This window comes from Streptomyces mangrovi (genome assembly GCF_900114215.1).
Taxonomy (GTDB): domain Bacteria; phylum Actinomycetota; class Actinomycetes; order Streptomycetales; family Streptomycetaceae; genus Streptomyces; species Streptomyces barkulensis.
Window position 1 is genome coordinate 72592 of the sequence record NZ_FOSG01000013.1, and the last position, 15325, is coordinate 87916.

Annotated in this window: 13 protein-coding genes and 5 tRNA genes; 6 read left to right on the top strand and 12 right to left on the bottom strand. The window is 76.0% G+C overall.

The window, feature by feature from the left end; translation table 11 throughout:
- Positions 1 to 19 precede the first annotated feature (19 nt).
- The 3 genes from BM237_RS18585 to BM237_RS18595 all read right to left on the bottom strand — a co-directional run bounded on the left by BM237_RS18585 (position 20) and on the right by BM237_RS18595 (position 2878).
- A complete protein-coding gene (locus tag BM237_RS18585) occupies positions 20 to 850 on the bottom strand; it encodes a GNAT family N-acetyltransferase (RefSeq protein ID WP_093850825.1) in 831 nt (276 codons plus the stop codon).
- A gap of 91 nt (positions 851 to 941) precedes the next feature.
- Positions 942 to 1766, bottom strand: a complete 825-nt coding sequence (locus tag BM237_RS18590; protein WP_093850826.1) for an aminotransferase class IV — start codon at positions 1764 to 1766, stop codon at positions 942 to 944.
- Positions 1763 to 2878, bottom strand: a complete 1116-nt coding sequence (locus tag BM237_RS18595) for a chorismate-binding protein (protein WP_093850827.1) — start codon at positions 2876 to 2878, stop codon at positions 1763 to 1765. The genes BM237_RS18590 and BM237_RS18595 overlap by 4 nt, the downstream gene beginning before the upstream one ends.
- A 134-nt stretch (positions 2879 to 3012) precedes the next feature.
- Between BM237_RS18595 and BM237_RS18600 the strand changes: the two genes are divergently transcribed.
- The 5 genes from BM237_RS18600 (at position 3013) to BM237_RS18620 (ending at position 3445) form a co-directional block, all read left to right on the top strand.
- Positions 3013 to 3085: transfer RNA gene (locus BM237_RS18600), tRNA-Gly, on the top strand.
- Positions 3086 to 3112: 27 nt separating this feature from the next.
- A tRNA-Cys gene (locus BM237_RS18605) sits at positions 3113 to 3183 on the top strand.
- Position 3184: 1 nt separating this feature from the next.
- Positions 3185 to 3256 (top strand) — tRNA-Val (locus BM237_RS18610).
- 27 nt (positions 3257 to 3283) lie between these two features.
- Positions 3284 to 3355 (top strand) — tRNA-Val (locus tag BM237_RS18615).
- Positions 3356 to 3373: 18 nt separating this feature from the next.
- A tRNA-Val gene (locus tag BM237_RS18620) sits at positions 3374 to 3445 on the top strand.
- Between the two features lie 78 nt (positions 3446 to 3523).
- Here the strand turns inward: BM237_RS18620 and BM237_RS18625 are convergent.
- The 4 genes from BM237_RS18625 to BM237_RS18640 form a co-directional block, all read right to left on the bottom strand.
- Positions 3524 to 3850 (bottom strand): TFIIB-type zinc ribbon-containing protein, encoded by a 327-nt coding sequence (locus BM237_RS18625; protein ID WP_093850828.1) that lies wholly within the window; start codon positions 3848 to 3850, stop codon positions 3524 to 3526.
- A gap of 137 nt (positions 3851 to 3987) precedes the next feature.
- On the bottom strand, positions 3988 to 4896 hold the full coding sequence (locus tag BM237_RS18630; RefSeq protein ID WP_425443713.1) for a phosphotransferase family protein: 909 nt from the start codon (positions 4894 to 4896) through the stop codon (positions 3988 to 3990).
- Positions 4897 to 5240: 344 nt separating this feature from the next.
- Complete coding sequence (locus tag BM237_RS18635; protein WP_093850829.1) at positions 5241 to 5450, bottom strand: hypothetical protein; 210 nt, start codon at positions 5448 to 5450, stop codon at positions 5241 to 5243.
- A 256-nt stretch (positions 5451 to 5706) separates the two neighbouring features.
- Positions 5707 to 5949 (bottom strand): DUF8836 family protein, encoded by a 243-nt coding sequence (locus tag BM237_RS18640; protein ID WP_093850830.1) that lies wholly within the window; start codon positions 5947 to 5949, stop codon positions 5707 to 5709.
- Between the two features lie 246 nt (positions 5950 to 6195).
- Here BM237_RS18640 and BM237_RS18645 point away from each other — a divergent pair, with 246 nt between their 5' ends.
- On the top strand, positions 6196 to 7563 hold the full coding sequence (locus tag BM237_RS18645) for a serine/threonine-protein kinase (protein WP_093850831.1): 1368 nt from the start codon (positions 6196 to 6198) through the stop codon (positions 7561 to 7563).
- Between the two features lie 20 nt (positions 7564 to 7583).
- Here BM237_RS18645 and BM237_RS18650 read toward each other — a convergent pair whose 3' ends face one another.
- From BM237_RS18650 to cbiE, 5 genes are all read right to left on the bottom strand, one after another.
- Positions 7584 to 7796: a hypothetical protein gene (locus BM237_RS18650; RefSeq protein WP_093850832.1), complete on the bottom strand. Its 213-nt coding sequence runs from the start codon at positions 7794 to 7796 to the stop codon at positions 7584 to 7586.
- 245 nt (positions 7797 to 8041) lie between these two features.
- Positions 8042 to 8878 carry a TrmH family RNA methyltransferase gene (locus tag BM237_RS18655; protein WP_093850904.1) on the bottom strand — a complete coding sequence of 279 codons (837 nt, stop codon included), beginning with the start codon at positions 8876 to 8878 and terminating at the stop codon, positions 8042 to 8044.
- Between the two features lie 56 nt (positions 8879 to 8934).
- On the bottom strand, positions 8935 to 10167 hold the full coding sequence (gene cobA / locus BM237_RS18660) for a uroporphyrinogen-III C-methyltransferase (protein ID WP_093850833.1): 1233 nt from the start codon (positions 10165 to 10167) through the stop codon (positions 8935 to 8937).
- A 186-nt stretch (positions 10168 to 10353) separates the two neighbouring features.
- The gene (cobT, locus tag BM237_RS18665; RefSeq protein ID WP_093850834.1) at positions 10354 to 13782 is read right to left on the bottom strand and encodes a nicotinate-nucleotide--dimethylbenzimidazole phosphoribosyltransferase; all 3429 of its coding nucleotides are present in this window, start codon (positions 13780 to 13782) and stop codon (positions 10354 to 10356) included.
- 203 nt (positions 13783 to 13985) lie between these two features.
- Positions 13986 to 15224 (bottom strand): precorrin-6y C5,15-methyltransferase (decarboxylating) subunit CbiE, encoded by a 1239-nt coding sequence (gene cbiE / locus BM237_RS18670; protein ID WP_093850835.1) that lies wholly within the window; start codon positions 15222 to 15224, stop codon positions 13986 to 13988.
- Positions 15225 to 15325 lie beyond the last annotated feature (101 nt).

The window sequence follows — 15325 nt, forward strand, 5'->3', positions numbered from 1 at the left end:
GGGAGGGGACCGGGCGGCACTAGAGCAGCGGCTTGTGCAGATGGTGGGCGGTCGGCCGGTGACCGAGCGACTCGTACAGCCGCAGGGCCGCGGTGTTGTCCGTGAAGACGTTCAGCCCCAGCGTGCGCGCCCCGGCCGCCAGGCACTCGCGCTCGGCGGCGAGCAGCAGTGTCCGGCCGTGGCCCCGGCCGCGGTGCGCCGGGGCCACCTCCACGTCGAAGACCCAGGCGCCGGATCCGCGCGCACGGGCCGTCGCCAGCCAGAGCGTGCCGACGTCCGCTCCCCCGTGGACGAGGACCCGCAGGGCGGTGCCGGTGGTGTCCGGTCCGTCGGGCAGCAGCTCGGCGTGGTCCGCCTCGGCCCTGAGGCGGGCCCGCCCGGGGTCCATGCCCCACCCGGTCCAGAGGCGGACGTAGGCCTCCCGGCGGCTCTCCAGCCACGCCGGGTACTCGCCCGCCTCCAGGGGGCGCACCGTGCTGCCGCCGGGCAGCACGGGCGCCTCGGACAGTTCCTTGGCCATGCTCCGGCTGCGCTCGGTGTAACCCAGGGCCGCGGTCAGCCGCAGGGCGTGGCCGGCGTCCGCCGGGACGCTCGCCTCGATCCGGCGGCAGCCCCAGCCGCGCAGCACCTCCTCGGCCGCGAGCGCGGCGACGGTGGCCCGGCCCCGGCGGCGGTCGGATTCGTGGACGGAGAGCTCCTCGACTCGGCCGGCCGACGGGCCGAAGCGTTCGTCCGTGGCCAGGCGCACACGGCCCGCGGGGCGGCCGTTGACGCAGATGTCGTACGAGCGGGAGCGGGCGCCGTCCGCGGCGCGCCGCTCAGGTCCGATGGGGCGCAGGGTGGTGGTCATCGCCCGGGTTCTACCCACCGCGGCGCCCAGCTGTCACCGGGGCTCGGGGAAGACCGGGGAATCCGGGGGAACCGGGGGTGCGGCCGCCGCCTCACGGGTCGATGTCGGCCGCCGAGCGCTCGGCGAAGATCCGCATCGCCTTGGCCGTGACCGGGCCCGGCGCGGAGGGCAGTTCGCGTCCGTCGATCCGGTGGACGGCCTGGACATCGCGCAGGGTGGAGGTGAGGAAGACCTCCTCGGCCCGCTCCAGGACGTCCACCGGCAGGTTGGTCTCCTGTGCCCCCGTCCACTCGGCCACCAGTGCTCGGGTGATCCCGGCGAGGCAGCCGGAGGCGAGCGGCGGGGTGTGCAGCTCTCCGCCGAGGACGACGAAGACGTTGGAGCCGGTGCCCTCGCACAGCTGCCCGACGGTGTTGCCGAACAGGGCCTCCGAGGCGCCCTGCCGGTGGGCGTGGGCCAGCGCGACGACGTTCTCGGCGTACGAGGTGGTCTTCAGGCCGGCCAGCGCGCCGCGCTCGTTGCGGACCCAGGGGACGGTGACGACGGCAGTGGTGTCGGGACGGGGCTTGGCCTCGCCGAGGGCGACGACCAGGGTGGGCCCGGCGTCGCCGCGGTCGGAGCCGAGGGGGGAGAGCCCTCCGGTGTAGGTGATCCGCAGCCGGCCCAGCGGCACGGGGTTGGCCTCCACCACGGTGGCGCAGGCGCGGCTCACCTCGTCCCGGTCCGGCTCGGGCAGGCCCAGACCGCGGGCGGAGACGGCCAGTCGCTCCAGGTGGCGGGTGAGGGCGAAGGTGCGCCCGCCGACGGTCTTGACCGTCTCGAAGACCCCGTCGCCGACGGTCAGTCCGTGGTCGAGCACGGACACCCGCGCGGCGTCGGCGTCCCGCAGTTCTCCGTCCACCCAGATCAGCGTCATGCCCCAGCTCCTCCGGTCCCGCCTGTCGCACCCGCCGCGCCGGTGGTCCGGATCGCGCCGCTCGCGGCAGACGTCTTCGCGTACTCCCCCGACGCTACCGTGAGCAGCCGCTCCGCCTTGAGCTCGGTCTCCTCCCACTCCCGCTCCGGGTCCGATCCCCAGGTGATCCCGGCGCCGGTGCCGAAGCACAGCGCCGGGCCGCCGGGCGCGGCGCGGTCGATCCAGAAGGTGCGGATGCCCACCGCCAGTTCCCCGGTGCCGCGGTCGGCGTCCACCCAGCCGATGCCGCCGCAGTACGGGCCCCGCGGGGCGGTCTCCAGGGAGCGGATGACGCGCAGGGCGCTGGACTTGGGGGCGCCGGTGACCGATCCGGGCGGGAAGGTGTGCTCCAGCAGCTCGGCCCAGCCGGCCCCGGGCGCCAGTTCGCCGCGGACGGTGGAGACCAGGTGGACGAGCCCGGGGTGCGGCTCGACGGCGCACAGGGCGGGGACGGTGACCGATCCGGTGGCGCTGACGCGGCCGAGGTCGTTGCGGACCAGGTCCACGATCATCACGTTCTCGGCGTGGTCCTTGTCCAGCAGGTCGGCGGCCGTGCGTCCGGTGCCCTTGATGGGGCGGGACTCCACGGTGCGTCCGCGGCGGGCGAGGTACAGCTCGGGCGAGGCCGTGGCGATCTCGACCCCGTGGGCGGGGAGGCGGACGGTGCCGGCGTGGGGAGCGGGGTTGCCGCGCGCCAGGAGCGCGGTCAGTTCGTCGGGGTCGGCGGCGGCCGGGTCCGGCAGCGGTGCGGTGAGCACGCGGCAGAGGTTGGCCTGGTAGACCTCGCCGGCCGCTATGTGCTCGCGTATGCGCCGCACGCCCGCGGTGTAGGCGGCGCGGTCCAGGGACGACGTCCAGGCGCCGGCGCCCGGCCCGTGCCAGCGTCCCGGCCGGGGGCGGGGCACGGGGGCGGGCCGCACGTCGCCGAAACGGGCGCAGACCAGGTGCCCCTCGAAGGAGGCGACCACCGCCCACCAGCCCGTGGAGTCCAGGGCGGTGGGGTCGCTGGTGACGTCGCGCAGGTCGGTGGCGACAAGGCCACCGAAGCGGGCTACAGGGGCCGGATCGTGCACACGGCGAGTCTATGGCGGGCACGCTGGGGAAACGGAATTTGAGCTGGCCCGGGAATCCGCTAGAGTTCATGTCGTCACCGAGCGCGGCAGCGGGAGGTGGCGGCAGCTCCCGGGCAGCGCCCGGGGGAGGCACTGCGGACGTAGCTCAGTTGGTAGAGCACCACCTTGCCAAGGTGGATGTCGCGAGTTCGAGTCTCGTCGTCCGCTCGATGGGGGCCTTGCGGCCCCCGCGCTGGTGGAGTGGCCGAGAGGCGAGGCAACGGCCTGCAAAGCCGTCTACACGGGTTCAAATCCCGTCTCCACCTCGGACGATTAGCTCAGCGGGAGAGCGCTTCCCTGACACGGAAGAGGTCACTGGTTCAATCCCAGTATCGTCCACCGAGGACCCCTCGGGGTCCTTGTTCCGCGCGATTAGCTCAGCGGGAGAGCGCTTCCCTGACACGGAAGAGGTCACTGGTTCAATCCCAGTATCGCGCACGCGGCACACCGCACTGCGGACGATTAGCTCAGCGGGAGAGCGCTTCCCTGACACGGAAGAGGTCACTGGTTCAATCCCAGTATCGTCCACATCCCGAAGGGCCGGAGCCTGTTGCTCCGGCCCTTCGTCGTGTTCCGGGTCGTCCCGCGGTCACGGCCGGAGTGCGGTCAGGAGGAGAACAGCATCCGGCTGAAGCTCTTGTGGCGGCCGTGATGACCGTGGTGGCCGTGGTGCGGGGCTCCCCAGGCGGGAGGAGGAGCCGGGTAGGACTGGGCGGGCGGGGTCGGGTAAGGCTGAGCGGGCGGGGTCGGGTAGGACTGGGCGGCCGGGCCCGGCGGGGGCGGTGCCGGCTGCGACCACTGCGACTCGAGGCGGGTGAGCGCCTCCAGCTCCCCGTAGTCGAGGAAGACCCCCCGGCAGCCGCCGCACTGCTCGATCTGGACTCCACTGCGGTTGTACGTCTGCATGTGCGCTCGGCACTTGGGGCACTGCATCGTGTCTCGCCTCCGTGGCGGTAGGGGCTGTGTGGTTGTACAGACGCGCCGCGGGGTGTTCCGGATGCGTCCGCGTACCGGTCGGATCGGTGGGGCGGGCCGTCCGGGCGCGCCCAGCGTAGGGCCCGTGGGCTCCTTCAGGACCCCGCGATGCGGGAACAGGCGTCGACCAGGGCGCGGTCGGTCTCGTCCGGTGCGCGGCCCTCGGCCTCGGCCCTGACCAGTGCGCGGGCCGCCAGTTGGACGGTCAGTGCCCGCGCGGGCGCGTCCAGCCGAGGCCAGGGGTCGAAGGGACGGCCGTCCGCGCCGCCGGGGAGCGCGGTGCCGCCCGCGGCCCGGTAGGCGCCCAGGAAGCGGCCGAAGTCCGCGGGGGCCAGCAGTCCGGTGGCGAACCAGGCGGCGGGCCGGGCCAGGTCCCAGGCCGGGTCGCCCAGGCCCAGGTCGTCCACGTCGATGAGGCGCCAGGGGCCGTCGGGCGCCGGGTGCCGGACGAGTTGGCCCAGGTGGAGGTCGCCGTGGCAGAGGGAGTCCGCGCGCGGCGGCGGTGCCTCGTCGCGCGTCCACGCGGGCAGGCCGGCCCAGGCCGCCTCGACGGCCCGTGCCGCGGCGGTGCGGCGGACCGTGCGGCGCAGGGATTCCAGGGCACGGGCGGCCTTGGCGGGGCCGCGCATCGGCGGGAGCGGTCCGGGCAGCGCGGCGGGCGGTACGGCGTGCAGGCGGGCGAGCAGCGCTCCGACCGCCTCCCAGGGGGCGGCCTCGGGTGCGCCGGGGTCCACAGGGGTGCCGTAGGGCCACAGACTCACCGGGCGGCCGTCGGGCAGGGTGTCCAGAAGCCGCCGCCCCGGCCCCGCCCCCGTTTGCGGGGCCGGGGACCGCGGGCCTTCGGCGGCGGGCAGCGGCGCGAGCAGGACGCGGCCCAGCAGCGGGTGGGCGGCGACGTCCAGCCGGAGCGCGAGCCGTTGGGGGTCGCCACCGGGGGCATGCGCCTTGGCCACGACGCTCCCGCTGCGTACGACGGTGGCGTCGGCCCGCTCGGCCAGCACCACGGGCCGGCCGGCGCCGTCGACGGCCGCGAGGCGGGCAAAGGCCGCGGCGTCGGCAGAGGCCGCGGCGTCGGCAGAGGCCGCGGCGTCGGCAGAGGCCGCGGCGTCGGCAGAGGCCGCCCGGTGGGCGAGATGTGCGATGAGCGGTGCGTGCGCCACGGTGTCCTTGGCCCCTCCCGGGCCCGCGGGCACGGGCCGTGCGGCGGATCGTACGGCCCAAGGCGGCGCGATGCCCGGGCAGTTCCCCAACTGCCCGGGCCTCACGCCGTCCGCCGTACCCCCGTCCCCACGGGGTTGGGTGACCGGATCTCCCGGCTCGGGCCGCTCTCCCGAGCCCGGGCCCTGTATCAGAGCCCCAGCAGTCCGGCCACGGACGACGCCTGTGTGATCACCGCTTCCGCCCCGCCGAAGACGACGGCCAGCAGGACGGCCAGCGGAAGGACCATGACGGCGGCCACCAGCGGGTGGCGGCGGTCGCCCGGCCGGGTGCCGAGGGCGGCGAGGTCCGCCAGGCGCCCCTGCGTCCGGGACGCCGGGCGCTGTGCTGTGTGCGCCATGGTTCCGCTCCTGTCGTGGTACGGGGCGGCGGGCGTCTGGCTCGGGGGACGAGTGCTGCACCCGCCGCTTGAGAACAACACTAGAAGTGAGGGGTGCCCCTCGGCGTCATGCCCGCGTACCGAACAAGGGCCTCCCGCAGGATGACTCCTCTCCGCCCCGGGTACTCCCCAGGGTGGAGAGGAGCTCTCCGGGGCCCGGGACTTCCCGGAGGGGGAGGGCTTGCCGGAGGGGGAGGGCTTGGACCCGCGCCGCCGGTCAGCGCGCCGGCTCCTGCGCCGCGTCCTCCCGCGGCACCGGGTGCTCGACCAGGGCCAGCACCCGGTTGGCCATGAAGCGCGCGGTGCGCACCACCGTGCCGCTGCGGGTGATCTCGCTCACCTCCACCACTCCCCTGCGCACCTGCGTCTCCACCCGCCGGCCCGCACGCGTGGCCGCCATCTCGTAGGTACGGGTGGTGTCTCCGGCGTCCACCACGATCTCCACCCAGTCGCCCTTCATCGTGCGATCCCCCTTCCGGGAAGGCCTGTCGGACGCCTCCTGAGCAGGGCTTCTCCCGCCCCTGACTGCCGCGCGCCCACTCCTGAAGTCTCCCACCGGGCACTGACAACCGGGGTGTTCCGCATGCGCGGCCTGTCGGCGCGAGGGGGCCGCAGTCCGTAAGCTGTGGCACGTCAGAGGGACCGGGCAGTGCGGGGCCGCCCCACCGGGGCGGGACGGGCTCCCGGCCGGAGGTAGGGGAAGGACATGGCGATGATGCGGCTCCGGCGCGAGGACCCGCGAGTCGTCGGCTCGTTCAGGCTCCACCGGCGGCTGGGCGCGGGCGGGATGGGCGTGGTGTACCTCGGCTCCGACCGGCGCGGGCAGCGGGTGGCGCTGAAGGTGATCCGGCCGGATCTCGCGGAGGACCCCGAGTTCCGCTCGCGCTTCGCGCGCGAGGTGTCGGCCGCCCGCCGGATCCGCGGCGGGTGCACGGCCCGGCTGGTGGCGGCGGATCTGGAGGCGGAACGCCCGTGGTTCGCCACCCAGTACGTGCCGGGTCCGTCGCTGCACGACAAGGTGAACGAGGAGGGCCCGCTGCCCGCAGCGCAGGTCGCCTCGATCGGCGCGGCGCTGGCCGAGGGGCTGGTGGCGGTGCACGAGGCCGGTGTGGTGCACCGGGACCTGAAGCCGTCGAACATCCTGCTGTCGCCCAAGGGTCCGCGCATCATCGACTTCGGCATCGCCTGGGCGACCGGCGCCAGCACCCTCACGCACGTCGGCACGGCGGTGGGCTCCCCCGGCTTCCTGGCGCCCGAGCAGGTGCGGGGCGCGGCGGTGACCCCGGCGACGGACGTGTTCTCGCTGGGCGCGACGCTGGCGTACACGGCGACCGCGGACTCGCCCTTCGGGCAGGGCAGTTCGGAGGTGATGCTGTACCGGGTGGTGCACGAGGAACCCCAGCTGCACGGTGTGCACGCGGCGTTGGCGCCGCTGGTGCGGGCGTGCCTGGCGAAGGATCCGGAGGACCGGCCCAGCACGCTGCAGCTGTCGCTGCGGTTGCGGGAGATCGCCGCCCGGGAGGCGCGCGGGCTGCCGGAGGGCGCGGCCACGGGGGCGGCCGTACGCCCGGCGCGGCCGGCCGGGAAGCGGGCCGAGCAGTATCTGCGGCAGCGAACCTCGCGCGACGGCGATCGCCCCTCGGGCGGCCGCGGCTCCCGGGGGGCCTCCGGCCGTGCGGGCCTCGCCGACCGGGACGGGGCGGGTACGTCCCGGGGCCCGGTACCCCGCACACCGGCCCGGAACACCGTCCGGCCGTCCGCCGGCGGGCGGACGGGCGGCACCGCGGGAGGGGCGTCGGCCCGGCGTCCGGTGCGCACCGCGGGCGGCACCCGGCCGGGACCGCGGCGGCCGGCGAACCCCCGTCTGCTGCGCCAGCGCCTGGTCGTGTTCGTGACGGTGACGCTGCTGGTCGCACTCGGCATCGCGGCGGCGCAGGGCTGTCAGGGGCCGGCGCGGGGGCTGGGAGGTCCCGCGGGTCCGGCCGTCGGCGCCGGAACCGCGGACACGGCTGCCGGCGCGACGGGGGCCGGGGGGACGGGCTCCGCCGCTCCGGTGGGGCGCCCGGCTCGCTGACGCCCCCTCACCGCGGCGCCCTACAGCGCGCCGAGCGCGGACAGGACGGTCAGGCACAGCGGGAGGGTCGCGGCGAAGGCGCCGCCCGCGTGCAGCACGGCTTCGGGGAGGGTACTGCCCGCGGCGCCGGAGAGGATGCCCGCGACCAGGGCGACGAGGGCGGAGAACAGGACGGCGACCAGGACCCACAGGGCTCTGACCACCGGGGGGTGGGAGACGGGCTGGGTGCTCATCGGTCGTCTTCCTTCCCTTCGGGAGGACGGCCGGGGCGAGCACGGACAGCCCCGACCCGACCGCCCTCTGGATGGGGCAAAGTCGAGATCTGCACCCCCAGTACAGATCCGCGTTTCATCGACGTGAGCGGGCCGGGCGGCGGTTGGCCCGCCGTCGGCCGCGCCGACCGAGTACTGGCGCGCTCACTTTATCACCCAGTGTCACCAAATGCCCGCTTTGGCGGACGGGGGACACACTGACGGACTCACCCCGCGGCGGGGCCGGTCGCGTAGAAGGCCACGGCCGCGGCCGCGGCGACGTTGAGGGAGTCGACGCCCGCGCTCATGGGGATCCGCACGGTCACGTCGGCGGCCGCGACCGTGGACGGGCGCAGGCCGTCCCCCTCGGAGCCGAGGATCAGGGCGGTCCTGGGGTGCCGGCGGGCCGCGAACTCGCCGAGGCCGACCGCGTTCTCGTCCAGGGCGAGCGCCGCCGTGACGTACCCCGCCTCCCGCAGCACCCCGACGTCCCCGGGCCAGGACTCCAGCCTGGTCCACGGCACCTGGAGGACCGCGCCCATGGAGACCTTGACCGAACGCCGGTAGAGGGGGTCGGCGCAGTCCGGTGAGAGCAGGACCGCGTCCATGCCCAGCGCCGCCGCGCTGCGAAACAGGGCACCGACGTTGGTGTGGTCGTTCACGGCCTCCAGCACCGCCACCCGGCGCGCGTCGGCCAGCAGGTCCGCCGGGCTCGGAAGGGGCTTTCGGCACATCGAGGCCAGGGCCCCGCGGTGCACGTGGTAGCCCGTCACCCGCTCGGCCACCTCCGGGCCGACGCTGTAGACGGGCGCCCGGGCCGCGGCGACCACATCGCACATCGCCTCGGCCCACTTGGGCGTCAGCAGCATCGACCGCATCTCGTAACCGGCCGCGAGGGCCCGCCGGATGACCTTCTCGCCCTCGGCGATGAACAGGCCCTCCGCCGGTTCGCGTACGCGCCGCAGCCGGACGTCGGTCAGGCCGGTGTAGTCGCCCAGGCGCGGATCGCCGGGGTCCTCGACGGTGACCGGGCCCCGGACGTCCCCGCTCCCGCCTTCCGCCACGGCGGCGTCACCGTCCGCCGCCCCGGGCCTCCCGGCGCCTTCGGCCCCCCGCTCCGTCACCGGCCGGTCCCGGCCCGGTTCACACCGACCACCTCGCCGACGACGATCACCGCGGGCGGACGTACGCCCTCCTCCTCGACCGTGCGCGCCGCGGTCGCCAGGGTGGCGTCCACCCGGCGCTGGCCGGCCATGGTGCCCTCCTGGACCACGGCGACGGGCGTGTCCGGGGCCCGCCCGTGCTCGATGAGCGCCTCGGCGATGGCGCCGATGCGCTCCACCGCCATCAGCATCACCAGGGTGCCGCGCAGTTTCGCCAGGGCCGCCCAGTCCACCAGCGAACGCGGGTCGCCGGGTGCGACATGGCCGCTGACGACGGTGAACTCATGGGCCACCCCGCGGTGTGTGACCGGGATGCCCGCGGCGCCGGGCACGCTGACGGAGCTGGAGATGCCGGGCACCACGGTGACCGGGATCCCGGCCCCGGCCAGCGCCTGCGCCTCCTCCATGCCGCGGCCGAAGACATAGGGGTCGCCGCCCTTGAGGCGCACGACGAACCTCCCGGCCCTGGCGTGCTCCACGAGGGCCGCGTTGATGGCCTCCTGGGCCATCGCCCGGCCGTAGGGGATCTTGGCCGCATCGATCACCTCGACGTGCGGCGGCAGTTCGTCCAGCAGGTCGCGCGGGCCGAGCCGGTCGGCGATCACCACGTCCGCCTCGGCCAGCAGCCGGCGGCCGCGCACCGTGATCAGGTCCGGGTCGCCCGGGCCTCCACCGACCAGGGCGACACCGGCCCTGCGGGCCCGGTGCCGGGGGGCGGTCAGGGTGCCGTCTCGCAGGCCCTCGACCACAGCGTCGCGCACGGCGGCCGAGCGGCGCGGATCGCGTCCGGTGAGGACCGCGACGGTGACGCCCTCGCTGCGTCCGGTGGCCGGGGTCCAGGCGGTGGCGGCGCCGGCGTCGTCGCTGCGGACGCACCACACCCGGCGCTCCTCGGCCTCGGCGGAGGCGGTCGCGTTGGCCCCGGCGTCGTCGGTGGCGACGACCGCGTACCAGGCGCCGTCCAGATCGCCCGGGCGGTAGGCGCGGCGCTCCCAGCGCAGCTCGCCCGCCTCGGCCATGGCCTCCACCGAGGGGGTGGCCGAGGGGGCGATCACCAGGACGTCGGCGCCCGCGGCCAGCAGTGCGGGCAGCCGCCGCTGGGCGACGGTCCCGCCGCCGAGGACGACCACACGGCGCCCGGTCAGACGCAGGCCCACGGGGTAGGCGGGGTGCGCGGAGTGCTCGGACATGGCGGTGCGGCTCCTCAAAGGATCGCGGGCCGCTGCGACGGTGGAGCGGCGAAGACGGGACTGGCTGCAAAGGGCAGCGGGTGCGGGCAGCGTACGACGCGGCGGCCCGGCCCCGCTGTGCCGCAGGTCACCGGAGGGGATCCGGGACCTTCCGATGACCTGCGGGCGGTACGGCGGCGGGGCGCGTCAGTTCTTCTCGGTGACGCCCGCCGAGTCGAAGGTGGCGACCTCGTGCATGGCCCGGGCCGCGCTCTGCACCACCGGCAGGGCCAGCAGGGCGCCCGTCCCCTCTCCGAGCCTCAGGTCGAGGTCGATCAGGGGACGCAGGCCCAGCTTGGTCAGTGCCGCGACATGGCCGGGCTCCGCGCTGCGGTGACCCGCGATGCAGGCCGCCAGCGCCTCGGGCGCGATGGCCCGCGCGACCAGGGCCGCCGCCCCCGCGCTCACCCCGTCGAGGACGACGGGGGTGCGCAGCGAGGCGCCGCCGAGGATCAGCCCGGTCAGCGCGGCGTGCTCCAGTCCGCCGACCGCCGCCAGGACGCCGAGGGGGTCGGCCGCGTCGGGCCGGTGCAACTCCAGGGCGCGGCGCACCACCTCGACCTTGCGGGCGTGCATCTCGTCGCTGACACCGGTGCCGCGACCGGTGACCTCGGCCGGGTCGGCGCCGGTGAAGACCGCGATCAGCGCTGCGGAGGCGGTGGTGTTGGCGATGCCCATCTCACCGGTCAGCAGCGCCTTGTTGCCCGCCGCCACCAGATCGCGGGCGGTCTCGATGCCCACCTCGACCGCGCGCAGCACCTCCTCGCGGGTGAGCGCGGGCCCGGCGGTGAAGTCCGCCGTGCCGGGCCGCACCTTGCGCGGCAGCAGACCGGGCGCGGACGGCAGGTCGGCCGCCACGCCCACATCCACCACACAGACCTCGGCGCCCACCTGGTTCGCGAAGGCGTTGCAGACCGCGCCGCCGGCCAGGAAGTTGGCGACCATCTGCGCCGTGACCTCCTGCGGCCAGGCGGTGACGCCCTGGGCGTGCACCCCGTGGTCCCCGGCGAAGACGGCGACGGCCGCGGGCTCGGGGACCGGCGGGGGGCACTGCCGGGCCAGACCGCTGAGCTGCGCGGAGATGATCTCCAGCATGCCGAGCGCGCCGGACGGCTTGGTCATCCGCTTCTGGCGCTCCCACGCCTCGCCGAGCGCCTTGGCGTCCAGCGGGCGGATACCCGCCAGGGTCTCGGTGAGCAGGTCGTGCGGCTCCTCCGCACCGGGCAGGACCCGGCGGCCGTAGGACTCCTCGTGGACGACCCAGGACAGCGGGCGGCGCCTGGACCAGCCCGCCTGCACCAGCTCGGGCTCGTCCGGGAAGGCGTCCACGTACCCGATGCACAGGTAGGCGACGACCTCCAGGTGCTCGGGCAGGCCGAGGACCCGGACCATCTCGCGCTCGTCGAAGAAGCTGACCCAGCCCACGCCCAGGCCCTCCGCGCGGGCCGCGAGCCAGAGGTTCTCCACCGCCAGGGCCGAGGAGTAGGGCGCCATCTTCGGCTGGGTGTGGCGGCCGAGGGTGTGGCGGCCGCCACGGGTGGGGTCGGCGGTGACGACGATGTTGACCGGGGTGTCGAGGATCGCCTCGACCTTCAGCTCCTTGAACTGCTTGGCACGGGCCCGGGGCAGCGACCGGGCGTACGCGTCGCGCTGGCGCATGGCCAGCTCGTGCATCGTCCTGCGGGTCTCCTCGGAGCGGATGAGGACGAAGTCCCACGGCTGGGAGTGGCCGACGCTGGGAGCGGTGTGGGCCGCCTCCAGGACGCGCAGCAGCACGTCGTCGGGGATCGGGTCGGAGCGGAAACCGTTGCGGATGTCCCGCCTCTCGCGCATGAGGCGGTGCAGCGTCTCGCGTTCGACCTCGTCGTAGCCCGGGGCGGCGGGGGCGGGGGCGGGGGCGGCACCGGTGGCCTCGGTGGCCTCATCGGTGGCAACCGCTCCGGCGGTGCCGGCCGCGTCCGGCGTCCCGGTCCCGGGCTCCTGCTCGGCGACGGGTACGGCCGGCCCACCGTCGGCGGGCGGCTGTGCGTCGTCCTGCCGGAGGGTCTCGGCGGTGACCGCCACGGCCTCCATCACCTGCGGTCCGGCGCCGGGCACCGCGGCCACGGCGAGTTGCTGCTCGGGGGCCGGCGCGGGGGCCTCGTCCGCCGGCGCCGGAGCGGGCTCCTGAGAGGGCTGCGGCTCGGCCTCGGAGGAGACGGGCTCGGAGGGGACGGGCTCGGAGGGCACGGGCTCGGAGGGGACGGGCTCGGAGGGGACGGGCTCGGAGGGTGCCTGGACAGACGCGGGTTCGGCCGCCGTGGGTTCGACAGTGGCGGGTTCGGGGGCGGGCGCCTCGGCAGCCTCCGCGGAAGCGGCCTCCGCGGAGGTGGGTCCGGCAGGGACGGGTTCGGCGGGAGTCGCCTCGGCCGAAACGCTCACCGGGGTCTCCGCCGCGACGGGCTCCCCGGCGTCCCCCGGGCCTTCCGGGGTCTTCGGCGCCTCGGACACGGCCTCCGGCTCGGCGGCGGGCCGGGGCTGCTCCGGTTCCGCGCCCTGTGCCTCGTGGACGGTCCGCGGACCGGGTTCGGCCACGGCGGGTTCGGGCGCTGCGGGTTCGGCGGACTCGGCGACAGGGGCCGCAGCCACGGACGGCTCGACCGCCTCGGGCACGGACTCCGACTCCGGGGCAGAACCAGGGACAGGAGCGGAAACTTCGTCCGCCGGCGCCGGAACGGGCTCCTGGAAAGGCTGCGGCTCGGCCTCCTCCGCCTCGGGCGCGGGCTCCGCCTCGGGCGAGGACTCCTGCTCCGGGGCGGAAGCGGGGGCCTGGCCCTTTGCGGTCGGCGCCTCACCGGTCTCCGGGACGGGAGGCATCGCGGCGAGGTCCGGGCCGGGCAGCGGCTCGGCCGGCCATCCGGCCGCCGGCTGCACGGGAGCGGGCCCGGGTTCCGCCGCCGGGGCCGGCGCCGGAGGCTGCGGCGCCCAGGCGCCGGGCTGCACCGGGTCGGACGGAAGCGTGCCGGGCTGCGCGGCGGGAGCGGGCGCGGCCGCCTCAGGTGCGACGGTCTCGGGTGCCTCCGGAGAGGGAGCGGCCTGCGCCGCGGGCTCCTCGTGGGCGACGTCGAAGTACTCGGGCCCCGTGGTCGGCGGTCCCGGCTGCCGTACGGGCACGCCCTGCGGGGGCGTGGGCGCCGGAGCCGCCGGGGTGCTGCTGCGGTCGGCGAGCGTGCGCACCACGCCGGACTGCTCGGGCACGGGCGGCCCCAGGTGCGGCGGCCGGGGAGGCGTCGCGGCGGTGTGGGGCACCTGCCCGTGGGCCGTCTGCGCGGGCGGCACGGGGCGCTGCCCGTAGCCGTCCGACTCGCGCGGGCCGGGCACGGAGGCGGGCGCGGACGCCTGAGGCTGCGCGGACGCCGCCGCCTCGCCCCATCCGTGGGAGCCGGGCAGCAGCAGATCGTCCTCGTAGCCCGACGCCACACCTTCGACCGGGCCCGCGAAGGTGTACGTGCCGGGTGCCGGTGTACCCGGCTGCTCCGGCTGTCCGCCTGCGTTCTCCGGCTGCCCCTCGCCCGGGACCCGGCCGGTGTCAGTCATGCGTACCCCTCGCCCATCGGTAGTGCTCCTTCCAGCCCCAGCGGGCGCCCGCCGTGCCCCCGCCTGAACCATCCGGACATCGACAGACAAAGTGTCAATACCGGCTGGCGGCACAACGGTCCATCAGCCTACCCGCCGCCGCACCCCTCGGGGGGCGGGGGTGGACGACTGACCCCGGTTGGTCCGGTTCGTCTCGGACGAGATCACATCCGGCTGCCGGACAGCAGGAAGACGACCGCGCGTTCGCGTTCCGTCCACTCCCGGGTGTCCAGTTCCAGGGACTGGAGCAGGGTGCACTCCACGGCGTATCCGCCGTCCGCCAGCACCCGTCCGACGGCCTCGGCCTCGTCGCGGGTGGAGGCGTGTGTGACGATCCTCTCGGGTCTGCGGTCGGCGCAGGCGGCGACCGTGCGCACCCCTCCCCCGCCGACGCGCACCACGTCGGGCTCGGGCAGCGCCTCCAGCGCCAGGGGTGCGATGCCGTGCACGACCTGGAGCTGGACGCCGAAGTGCCGTGCGGCGGCGGACATCCGCGCGCAGGCGGCCGCGTCGCGCTCGACCGCGAGGACCGCGGCGCCGAAGCGGGCGGCCTCCACGGCGACGGCTCCGCTGCCCGCGCCGATGTCCCACAGCAGGTCGCCGGGCCTGGGGCCGAGCCGGGCGAGCTGGGCGGCGCGCAGTTGCGCGGAGTCCGCGGTCCCCGCCGCGGCCGCCCGGGCGTCCTGTCCGGTGTACTCGGCGGCCGGCCGGGCCCAGCCCCGCACGGCGGGCGGGTAGTTCGGATCACGGCCGGCCAGCCATCCGCCCCGGCCGGCCGCACCGGGCCCGGCCGCGGCCGCCGAACCGCCCACCACGATCACGACGTTGGGGTCGCGCCAGACATGGTCGGCGACCTTGTCGGAGGTCAGTACGGTGACCCGCTCGCGGTCGGTGCCCAGGGCCTCGCAGATGAAGAAGGTGCGGTGCACCCCCTCCAGCAGCAGGGCCAGTTCGGCGGGCCCGGCGCCGGGCGAGGTGAGGACGGCGACCTTGGTGTGGGCGCGGCAGACGTTGACGGCGCGGCGCAGGGTGCGGCCGTGGGCGACGACGATCCGGGCGTCGTCCCAGGGCATCCCCGCGCGGGCGAAGGCCGCGGCGACGGACGAGACGGCGGGTACGACCTCGACCTCCAGGCCGTACTCGGGTGCGCGCAGGGTGCGGACGACGCCGAAGAAGCCCGGGTCGCCGTCGGCGAGGACCACCGCGGTGCCGCGGTGCCCGGCGATACGGCGGGCGGCCGGCGCCACACCGCCCAGCCGGATGCGCTCGGCCCCGGGCGGGACCTCGGGGAGGGCGAGATGGTGGGCGGCGCCGGCGACGAGGGTGGCGGCTCCGAGAGCGGCGCGGGCGGCCTCGGTCAGCGGCGAGCCGTCCCACCCGATCACGGTGACACGGTCGGCCATCGTCGGCTCTCTCCTGGCGCGTCGCGGGGCGGGGACGGAAGGCGGTGCGGGGATGTGCGCGGGTGCGGGGTGCGGTGCCGGTGGGGCGGCGGGATCGCCGC